4 protein-coding genes are annotated in these 3297 nt (G+C 69.6%); 3 read left to right on the top strand and 1 reads right to left on the bottom strand.

What is annotated here, in order from left to right; all coding sequences use genetic code 11:
• The coding region (locus tag x551_RS20045; RefSeq protein ID WP_036250579.1) for a patatin-like phospholipase family protein at window positions 1–773 on the top strand (773 nt) is incomplete at its 5' end.
• Between the two features lie 230 nt (window positions 774–1003).
• Here x551_RS20045 and phaP read toward each other — a convergent pair.
• A complete protein-coding gene (phaP, locus tag x551_RS20040; RefSeq protein ID WP_011829105.1) occupies window positions 1004–1549 on the bottom strand; it encodes a TIGR01841 family phasin in 546 nt (181 codons plus the stop codon).
• Between the two features lie 198 nt (window positions 1550–1747).
• Here phaP and x551_RS20035 point away from each other — a divergent pair, with 198 nt between their 5' ends.
• Both x551_RS20035 and x551_RS20030 read left to right on the top strand, forming a co-directional pair.
• Window positions 1748–2722 (top strand): histone deacetylase, encoded by a 975-nt coding sequence (locus x551_RS20035; protein ID WP_036250576.1) that lies wholly within the window; start codon window positions 1748–1750, stop codon window positions 2720–2722.
• On the top strand, window positions 2722–3183 hold the full coding sequence (locus x551_RS20030) for a thioesterase family protein (protein ID WP_036233185.1): 462 nt from the start codon (window positions 2722–2724) through the stop codon (window positions 3181–3183). The genes x551_RS20035 and x551_RS20030 overlap by 1 nt, the downstream gene beginning before the upstream one ends.
• The last annotated feature ends 114 nt before the right edge of the window (window positions 3184–3297 follow it).

Below are 3297 nucleotides of genomic sequence, written 5' to 3'. Positions count from 1 at the left end.
CGCGCATCGGCCTCGCGCTGGGCGGCGGCGCCGCCCGCGGCTTCGCCCACATCGGCGTGATCCAGGTGCTGGAGGAGCAGGGGATCCGGCCCGACCTCGTGGTCGGTACCTCGGCCGGCAGCTTGGTGGCGGCCCTGTGGGCGGCCGGCCACAGCGGCGCCGAACTCGGCGCGCTGGCCGAGAGCATGGACGAATCGGCCTTGACCGACTGGATGTATCCGGGGCGCGGCCTGCTGCGCGGTGAGGGCTTGGCGCGCTACGTGCGCGAGCACACCGACGGCCGGCAGATCGAGGCCATGAAGCTGCCGCTCGGCATCGTCGCCACCGATCTGGCAAGCGGCGAAGCCATCCTGTTCCAGCGCGGCGACCCGGGTGTCGCGGTGCGGGCGTCGAGCGCGGTGCCGGCGGTGTTCCAGCCGGTCCGGATCGGTGCCCGCGAATACGTCGATGGCGGCCTGGTCGCGCCGGTGCCGGTGCAGTTCGCCCGGCAGATGGGGGCCGAACTGGTCATCGCGGTGGACATCTCCGCAGCCACCGAGGGCCAGCCGACCGGCGACGCCCTCAAGATGTTGCTGCAGACCTTTGCGATCATGGGCCGCAATCTTGGCCAGTACCAGTTGCGCGAGGCGGACGTCGTGATGCGCCCCAAGCTGCAGGGCGTGTCCGGTGCCGATTTCGGTGCCCGCCGGCTGTCGGTACTGGCCGGACGCGAGGCCGCGCTGACGGCGCTGGCCGATCTGCGCACCCGCATCGCGGCCAAGACGCACCGCTGACGCGACGAAGGAAAGTTGCCGCGCCAATAAAAACGGCCCGGAGCAAGTCCGGGCCGAAAGGTACCTGGAACCGATGTTCGCGAGGGTACCGAGGAGACAACCTAACGGTCAGACGCCACGGGCAGCGCAGCGTCTCACACCCATCAGATGGAGGGCAGTCTCACAAGTTCAATACGCCACGCAAAGAAAGTGGCGTCTGCCGGGCGGACGCGCCACCCGGCCCAGTCAGATCAGCGGCGCGCCTTGGTGGCGGCAGCGGTGGCCTTGACGGCGTTGGTGTTCAGCGCCTGGAAGTTGGCTTCGGCCACGTCCTGGGCTTGCTTGGCGGCCTTCGTCACGCTCTCGAGCGCGTTGTTGGCAGCGGCGACGGCCGACTTCACCAGCGCGGCGGCATTCTCGGTGCCGGCCGGGGCGTTCTTGATCGCGGTGTCGACCACGGCCAGGAAGCTCTTCTGCGCTTCGCTGATCTTGCCTTCGGCGATCTTGCTCACTTCGGCGTTGGTGCCCGAGGCGATGTCGTACAGGTGGCGGCTGTAGGCTGCGGCCTTTTCGGCGGCGGGCTGCAGCAGGTTGGCTTGCAGCGCCAGCAGTTCTTGCGCGTCCTTGGCCGACAAGGTGGCCTTGGCGTGCTCGGCGACTTCACCGAGGCCGGACTTCGCGACTTGCAGGTTCAGCTCGACGAGCTTCTCGACGCCTTCGAAGGCCTTGTTGGTGAGACCGAACAGGGTCTCAAGGTTGGCCTTGTGTGCAGCGATGATTTGTTCGGCGGTCAGCATGTGGAGGTCTCCAGAGGTTGCGGGTCAGTGGGGCTGCAACGTTTGGTGCACTGCAGCATAGGATGAAGTATACGGGTGCAGCCGCCGCTTTCAAGTCTTTTTTGTTGCGTTGCAGCAATCTAGTTGCCGACCCCTAGAAGGGCCTCGGGACAGGCGTGCGGGCGGCCGTGCAGAACGCGCGACACAATCCGCGCTCCCATGCACGCCTACTACAGCGACCACTACGTCCTGCCGCTGCCGGCGGGCCATCGTTTCCCGATGGCGAAGTACCGGATGCTGCGGGACCGGCTGGCCGCCGAACTGCCGGCGTTGCGGCTGGTCGAGGCGCCGGCTGCCAGTGACGGCGAGCTCGCGCTGGCGCACGAGCCGGCGTGGGTGAACGCGGTGCTGGACGGCACGCTGAGCGCCACGCAGCAGCGAGAGATCGGTTTTCCCTGGTCGGAGGCGATGGTCGAGCGCTCTCGCCGCTCGGTGGGGGCGACGATCGCTGCCGCGCGCCGCGCGCTGGACGAGGGCGTGGCGGCCAATCTGGCGGGCGGCACCCACCACGCGTCGGCCGACAAGGGATCGGGCTATTGCGTCTTCAACGACATTGCCGTGGCCGCACGGCTGATGCAGGCCGAGTGGCACCGGGCGCGGCGCACGTTGCTGCGGGTCGCCGTGATCGACCTCGACGTGCACCAGGGCAACGGCACCGCGGCGATCTTCCGCGACGACCCGACCGTCTTCACGCTCTCGCTGCACGGCGAGAAGAACTTTCCCTTCCGCAAGGAGGCGAGCGACCTCGACGTCGAACTGCCCGATGGCTGCCGCGATGCGGCTTATCTGGCGGCGCTGGACGGAGCGCTCGCCACCTTGTGGGCGCGGCACAGCGACGCGCCGCCCGGCCTGGTGTTCTACCTGGCCGGCGCCGATCCGCACGAAGGCGACCGGCTGGGCCGCCTGCGGCTCAGCGCGGCGGGGCTGGCCGAGCGGGACCGGCGCGTGTTCGCCGCCTGCGCCGAGCGCGGCATCCCGGTGGTCATGACGATGGGGGGCGGCTACGGCGTGAACATCGACGACACCGTGACGGTCCAGCTGGCGAGCTACCGCGAGGCGCTTGCCGGCTGGTCGGCCTGGCGGGCACGGGCGGTGGTCACTGCGGACGGGACGGCCGCCACCGGCCTCCGATAATGGATCGCATGTCCGAGACCCCGCCGCCTCCCGACCGACCTGCACCGCGACCGCGCGGCGACTTCCGCTGCTTCCGCGCCATCGTCACGCGCTGGATGGACAACGACGTCTACGGCCACGTCAACAACGTCGTCTACTACAGCTACTTCGATACGGCGGTGAACGGCTACCTGATCGACGCCGGGGTGCTGGACATTCACGCCGGGCCGGTGATCGGCCTGGTGGTCGAGACGCAATGCCGCTACTTCGCGCCGCTGGCCTTCCCGCAGACGATCGAGGCCGGACTGCGCGTCGCGAGCCTGGGCCGCTCCAGCGTGCGCTATGAGGTCGGGCTGTTCGCCCACGGCGACGTGACGAGCGCCGCGCACGGCCACTTCGTGCATGTCTACGTGGACCGCGCGACGCGCCGCCCGGTCGACTTGCCGGCGGCGCTGCGACAGGCGCTGGAAGCGCTGCAGTGACGGGGACGCGACGGCGAAGGAGGGCCGCATGACCGGGCGGTCGACGGCGGTCCTGCCGGTGTTCGACGCCGAGGCCACTGCGGCGCTGCTGCCGGCGGCTCCGCTGGTCGATGC

This window comes from Methylibium sp. T29, from assembly GCF_000576205.1.
GTDB lineage: Bacteria > Pseudomonadota > Gammaproteobacteria > Burkholderiales > Burkholderiaceae_C > Methylibium > Methylibium petroleiphilum.
This window is presented reverse-complemented; position numbering and strand designations above follow the sequence as displayed.

Coding starts and splice junctions, on each gene's coding strand:
- phaP (WP_011829105.1), bottom strand. CDS start 1,549: ATGCTGACCGCCGAACAAATCATCGCTGCACACAAGGCCAACCTTGAG.
- x551_RS20035 (WP_036250576.1), top strand. CDS start 1,748: ATGCACGCCTACTACAGCGACCACTACGTCCTGCCGCTGCCGGCGGGC.
- x551_RS20030 (WP_036233185.1), top strand. CDS start 2,722: ATGGATCGCATGTCCGAGACCCCGCCGCCTCCCGACCGACCTGCACCG.